This window comes from uncultured Azohydromonas sp. (assembly GCF_937926365.1).
In the GTDB taxonomy this organism is placed as follows: Bacteria; Pseudomonadota; Gammaproteobacteria; order Burkholderiales; family Burkholderiaceae_C; genus Azohydromonas.
Genome location: NZ_CALAOH010000162.1, coordinates 24078 through 30305 on the forward strand (window position 1 = coordinate 24078; position 6228 = coordinate 30305).

Annotated in this window: 6 protein-coding genes; all 6 read left to right on the forward strand. The window is 70.8% G+C overall.

Going from position 1 to position 6228, the window contains the following annotated elements; genetic code table 11:
• The first annotated feature begins 9 nt into the window (after window positions 1-9).
• Window positions 10-1065: an XrtA/PEP-CTERM system-associated ATPase gene (locus Q0741_RS17020; protein ID WP_298234387.1), complete on the forward strand. Its 1056-nt coding sequence runs from the start codon at window positions 10-12 to the stop codon at window positions 1063-1065.
• A complete protein-coding gene (wecB, locus tag Q0741_RS17025; RefSeq protein WP_298234388.1) occupies window positions 1062-2195 on the forward strand; it encodes a non-hydrolyzing UDP-N-acetylglucosamine 2-epimerase in 1134 nt (377 codons plus the stop codon). The genes Q0741_RS17020 and wecB overlap by 4 nt, the downstream gene beginning before the upstream one ends.
• A gap of 14 nt (window positions 2196-2209) precedes the next feature.
• Window positions 2210-3070 (forward strand): XrtA system polysaccharide deacetylase, encoded by an 861-nt coding sequence (locus Q0741_RS17030; RefSeq protein WP_298234389.1) that lies wholly within the window; start codon window positions 2210-2212, stop codon window positions 3068-3070.
• A complete protein-coding gene (locus tag Q0741_RS17035) occupies window positions 3067-4104 on the forward strand; it encodes a FemAB family XrtA/PEP-CTERM system-associated protein (protein WP_298234390.1) in 1038 nt (345 codons plus the stop codon). Before Q0741_RS17030 ends, Q0741_RS17035 begins: the two co-directional genes overlap by 4 nt.
• A 4-nt stretch (window positions 4105-4108) precedes the next feature.
• The gene (locus tag Q0741_RS17040) at window positions 4109-5335 is read left to right on the forward strand and encodes a TIGR03087 family PEP-CTERM/XrtA system glycosyltransferase (RefSeq protein ID WP_298234391.1); all 1227 of its coding nucleotides are present in this window, start codon (window positions 4109-4111) and stop codon (window positions 5333-5335) included.
• 8 nt (window positions 5336-5343) lie between these two features.
• On the forward strand, window positions 5344-6228 hold an 885-nt coding region (gene xrtA / locus Q0741_RS17045), incomplete at its 3' end, for an exosortase A (RefSeq protein WP_298234392.1).

The window sequence follows — 6228 nt, forward strand, 5'->3', positions numbered from 1 at the left end:
GCATCCACCATGTACGAAGACTTCTACGGGCTGAGCTGCAAGCCGTTCCAGCTCAATCCTGATCCGGCCTTCTACTTCGCCAGCAAGCAGCACCGCCGCGCCAAGGCCTACCTGGACTACGGTGTGATGCGCAACGAGGGCTTCATCGTCATCACCGGCGAGATCGGTGCGGGCAAGACCACCGTGCTGCGCGGGCTGCTCGAGAGCATCAACCAGAAGCAGGTGGTGGTGGGCCAGCTCGTGACGACGCAGCTCGACGCGGAGGACACGCTGCGCATGGTGGGCGCAGCCTTCGGGCTGCGCGTCAAGGACGTGCCCAAGTCGGAGCTGCTCATCGCGCTGGAGGCGTTCCTGCTGAGCGTGGCCCAGGAGGGCAAGCGCTGCCTGCTGATCGTGGACGAGGCGCAGAACCTGACCATGCGCGCGGTCGAGGAGCTGCGCATGCTCTCCAACTACCAGCTCGGCAACCACTCGCTGCTGCAGAGCTTCCTGCTGGGGCAGCCCGAGTTCCGCCGCATCCTGCAGCGCCCGGAGATGGAGCAGTTCCGCCAGCGCGTGGCCGCCACCTGCCACATCGGCCCGATGGACCTGGAGGACACGCAGCACTACATCGAGCACCGGCTGCAGTGCGCCGGCGCCGCGCCGGGCAAGCCCGAGTTCGAGCACGGCGTGTTCGAGCGCGTGCACCAGGCCAGCGGCGGCATCCCGCGGCGCATCAACGCGCTGTGCGACCGGCTGCTGCTGCTGGGCTACCTCAGCGGCAGCACGCGGCTGACGAAGGACTACGTGGAGCAGGTGATCAGCGAGCTCGCCAGCGAGGCCGCGCTGCCCAACGGCGCCGCCACGGTGCTGCCCGAGGACATGCCGCTGCTGCTGCAGGGTCGGCCCGCGCCGCACGAGGTGTCGCGGCTGATCGAGCAGCACAACGACGACCGGCTGCTGCGGCTGGAGCAAAGCCTGCTGCGGCTGGAACACATCAATTTGCAGACGCTGGCGCTGCTGCAGCGCCTGCTGGGCGCCGCGGGAGCGGACGGCGCCCATGAGCCCAAGGAGAACGAAACATGAGCTTGAACGGTCCGGTGTTGTGCGTGGTGGGTGCGCGGCCCAATTTCATGAAGATGGCTCCCATCCTGCGCGCGCTGGCCGCGCACGAGCCGCCCATCCCGATGCTGCTGGTGCACACCGGCCAGCACTACGACGAGCAGATGAGCGACCAGCTCTTCCGCGACCTGAAGCTGCCGCGCCCGGACATCAACCTGGAAGTGGGCTCGGGCAGCCACGCGGTGCAGACCGCCGAGGTCATGCGCCGCTTCGAGCCGCTGCTCGACGAGCACCGCCCCAGCTGCGTGATCGTGGTGGGCGACGTCAACTCCACGCTGGCGTGCACGCTGGTGGCGGTGAAGAAGCACGTGCCGGTGGTGCACGTGGAGGCGGGGCTGCGCAGCGGCGACCGCCTGATGCCCGAGGAGATCAACCGCGTGCTCACCGACCAGGTGGCCGACCGGCTCTACACCACCGAGCGCAGCGCGGCGGACAACCTGGCGCGCGAGGGCGTCGCGGCCGAGCGCGTGTGCTTCGCCGGCAACGTCATGATCGACTCGCTGCTGTCCAGCCGCGAGGCCGCGCGCGACCCCGGGCAGACGCTGGCCGCGCACGGCCTGGACCCGGCGCTGCTGGCGCAGGGCTACGGCGTGGTGACGATGCACCGGCCCTCCAACGTCGACGACCCCGCCACGCTCGAAGCGCTGCTGCGCACGCTGGACGAGGTGGCGCAGAAGCTGCCGCTGGTGTTCGCGCTGCACCCGCGCACGCGCGGCAACATCGAGCGCTTCGGGCTGGGCGCGCTGCTGGACGCGCGCCGCACCGCGCTGCTGCCGCCGCAGGGCTACCTGGAGATGCTGGGCCTCATGGGCCGTGCCACGCTGATGCTGACCGACTCCGGCGGGCTGCAGGAGGAGAGCACCGCGCTGGGCGTGCCGTGCCTGACGCTGCGCGAGAACACCGAGCGTCCCATCACGGTGGAGCAGGGCACCAACACGCTGGTGGGCCGCGACCGCGAGGCCATCCTGCAGGGCGTGGAGCAGGTGCTGGCCGGGCAGGGCAAGCGCGGGCGCGTGCCGGAGCTGTGGGACGGCCATGCCGCCGAGCGCATTGCGGCCGACCTGTGGCAGTGGCTCAGGAATCGCGCGTCCTGACCGATAACGCCTTCATGCTGTCTGCCTCGGTCCTCAACGCCTTCACCATCGACGTGGAAGATTACTTCCAGGTCTCCGCCTTCGCGCCGTTCATTCCGCGCAGCGAGTGGGATGCGCGCGAGTGCCGGGTCGAGCGCAACGTCGAGCGCATCCTGCAGATGTTGCGCCGTCATCAGGTGCAGGCCACGTTCTTCACGCTGGGCTGGATCGCGCAGCGCTACCCGCAGGTGGTGCGCGACATCGTGGCCGAGGGCCACGAGCTCGCCAGCCACGGCTGCAACCACGAGCGCGCCAGCGACCTCACGCCGCGGGCCTTCTACGAGGACGTGTACCGCGCCAAGGCGCTGCTGGAGGACCTGGGGGGCGTGAGCGTGCTGGGCTACCGCGCGCCGAGCTTTTCCATCGGCCGCACCAACCCGTGGGCCTTCGACGAGCTCCAGCGCGCGGGCTACCGCTACAGCTCCAGCGTCTACCCGATCGTGCATGACCACTACGGCATGCCCGAGGCGCCGCGCTTCGCCTTCAAGCCCACGGGCGGCAGCGACTTCATCGAGGTGCCGCCCACGACGCTGCGCGTGTTCTCGCGCAACCTGCCTTCCAGCGGCGGGGGCTACTTCCGGCTGCTGCCCTACGGGCTCTCGCGCTGGATGTTGAGGCACGTCAACGATGCCGAGCAGCAATCGGCGATCTTCTACTTTCACCCCTGGGAGATCGATCCTGGGCAACCGCGCGTGGCCGGCGCAAGCGCCAAGGCGCGCTTTCGCCATTACCTGAACCTGCAGCGCATGGAGTCGCGGCTGGAGCGGCTGCTGAGCGATTTCCGCTGGGGCCGCATGGACCGCATTTTCCTGGGCGGGGCCTCCCTCAACGCATGATCCAGATAGAACTGCTCGCCGCGGACGACCAGCGTGCCGCGGCGCAATGGGACGAGTTCGTCCTTGCCTGCCCCGAAGCCACCTTTTTCCACCGCGCCGGCTGGCAGCGCGTGCTGCGCGAGGCCTTCGGGCACCAGACGCACTTCCTGCTGGCGCGCCGCGCCGGCGCCGTCGAGGGCGTGCTGCCGCTGGCGCACGTGCGCAGCTGGCTGTTCGGCAGCTCGCTCACGAGCCTGCCCTTTGCCGTCTACGGCGGCGTGGCCGCCACCAGCGCCGAGGCCGCGCAAGCGCTGGAGGCGCATGCCGACCAGCTCGGCCGCAAGCTCGGCGTGCAGCACCTGGAGCTGCGCCACACCACGCGGCGCCACCCGGACTGGCCCGAGCAGGATCTCTACGTCACCTTCCGCAAGGAGCTGCTGGAGGACGAGGAGGCCAACATGCTGGCCATCCCGCGCAAGCAGCGCGCGATGGTGCGCAAGGGCATCAAGAACGGCCTGACCAGCCGCGTGCACCGGGACGTGGGCCGCTTCTTCGCGCTGTACGCCGACAACGTGCACCGCCACGGCACGCCGGCGATGCCGCGGCGCTACTTCCAGCTGCTGCAGGACGAGTTCGGCGACGCGCTGGAGCTCATGGCGGTGGACGGCCCCGACGGCCAGCCGCTGAGCGCCGTGCTGAGCTTCTACTTCCGCGACGAGATCCTGCCGTACTACGCGGGCGACGCCGTGGCCGCGCGCGACCTCGCGGCCAACGATTTCAAGTACTGGGAGCTCATGCGCCACGCGCTGGCGCGCGGCTGCAAGGTCTTCGACTACGGGCGCAGCAAGCAGGGCACGGGCTCCTACGCGTTCAAGAAGAACTGGGGCTTCGAGCCCACGCCGCTGCACTACGAGTACCGGCTCTACAAGCGCGAGACGGTGCCGCAGAACAATCCCTCCAACGCCAAGTACAAGCTGTTCATCGAGGCCTGGCGGCGCATGCCCATCGCGCTGGCCAACCGGCTGGGGCCCCTGGTCGTGCGCAGCTTGGGGTGACGCGATGGCCGACCTGCTGTACCTGGTGCACCGGTTGCCGTACCCGCCCAACAAGGGCGACAAGGTGCGGTCGTTCCACCTGCTCAAGCACCTGGCGGCGCGCCACCGCGTGTTCCTGGGCACCTTCGTGGACGACCCCGAGGACGGGGCCTTCGTGCAGCACCTGCGCCCGTACTGCGCCGAGATGCACGTGGCGCGGCTGCAGCCCGGGCTGGCCAAGATCGCGAGCCTGCGCGCGCTGCCGCTGGGCCGGGCGCTGACGCTGAGCTACTACGACGACGCGGGGCTGCGGCGCTGGGTGCGCGGGCTCGGCGCGCGCTGCAAGCTGGACGCGGCGGTGGTGTTCAGCTCCTCGATGGCGCAGTACGTGGACGAGCTGCCCGGGCTGCCGATGCTGGTGGACTTCGTGGACGTGGACTCGGCCAAGTGGACGCAGTACGCCGATGCGCACCGCTGGCCCATGTCGTGGCTGTACGCGCGCGAGGGCCGGCGGCTGCTGGCCTACGAGCGCGAGGTGGCCGCGCGCGCGCGGCGTTCCTTCTTCGTCACGGAGGCCGAGTCGGCGCTGTTCCGCCAGCTCGCGCCCGAGTGCGCGCGCAACGTCGAGCCCATCGGCAACGGCGTGGACGCCGAGTACTTCGCGCCCGCCGAAGGGCGCGCCTCGCCCTTCGGCGCGGAGCCGTATCCGCTGGTGTTCACCGGCGCCATGGACTACTGGCCCAACGTGGACGCGGTGTGCTGGTTCGCGCGCGAGGTGCTGCCGCAACTGCTGCCGCGCTGGCCGGGCCTGCGGCTGCACATCGTGGGGCGCAGCCCCACGGCGGCGGTGCAGGCGCTGGCCGGGCCGGGCGTGAGCGTCACCGGCACGGTGCCCGACGTGCGGCCGTACCTGCAGCATGCCGCGGTGGTGGTGGCGCCGCTGCGGCTGGCGCGCGGGGTGCAGAACAAGATCCTGGAGGCCATGGCGATGGCGCGCCCGGTGGTGGCCTCGCTGACGTGCACGCGCGGCATCGACGCGCAGCCCGGCACCGAGCTGCTGCCGGCGCTGGAGGTGGAGGACTACGTGCAGCAGGTCGACGCGCTGCTGGCGAGCCCGGAGCGCGCCGCGGCCATCGGCCAGGCGGGGCGCCAGCGCGTGCTGCGCAACTACAGCTGGGACGCGCACCTCTCGGGCATCGACCCGCACCTGCCCTCGCACGAGGCGGCGCCGTCGGCGCTGTGCGAGGTGTGAGCGCGGCCATGCCGCTGCCGCCGCGGGCGCGCCCGGGCTGGCCGCGCTCGCTCGCGGCGCTGGGGCTGCTGCTGGGCGCGCTGCTGTGGCTGTACCGCGGCACGGCGCTGGGCATGGTGGACATCTGGTTGCGCTCGGAAACCTTCACGCATGCCTTCACGGTGCCGCCGATCTCGCTGTGGCTGATCTGGCGCCGGCGCGCGCAGCTCGCGCAGCTGGCGCCGCGGCCCGTGCCCTGGCTGCTGCTGCCCATGGCGGCGGTGGCGCTGGCCTGGCTGATGGGGCACCTGGTGGCGGTCAATGCCGTCACGCAGTTCGCCCTGGTGACGCTGCTGGTGCTGAGCGTGCCCGCGGTGCTGGGCTGGCAGGTCGCCGGCGCCATCCGCTTCCCGCTGCTGTTCCTGTACTTCGCCGTGCCTTTCGGCGAGTTCCTGATGCCGCTGCTGATGGACTGGACGGCGGACTTCACCGTGTGGGCGCTGCAGCGCTCGGGCATCCCGGTGCTGCGCGACGGGCTGCAGTTCACCATCCCGACGGGCAACTGGTCGGTGGAGGCGGCCTGCAGCGGCATCCGCTACCTGATGGCCTCGCTGATGGTGGGCGTGCTCTTCGCCTACCTCAACTACAGCTCGACGCTGCGGCGCTGGGTGTTCGTGGGCGTGTCGATCCTGGTGCCGATCGTGGCCAACTGGGTGCGGGCGTACCTGATCGTGCTAATCGGGCACCTCAGCGGCAACGAGCTGGCCACTGGCGCGGACCACCTCGTCTACGGCTGGCTGTTCTTCGGCGTCGTGATCCTGCTGATGCTGGCCCTCGGCGCGATGTGGTCGCAGCCCGAGGCCGAGTTGGCGGCCGGGGCCGCCGCGCCGGCCGCCTGCAGGCCGGCGCGCCCC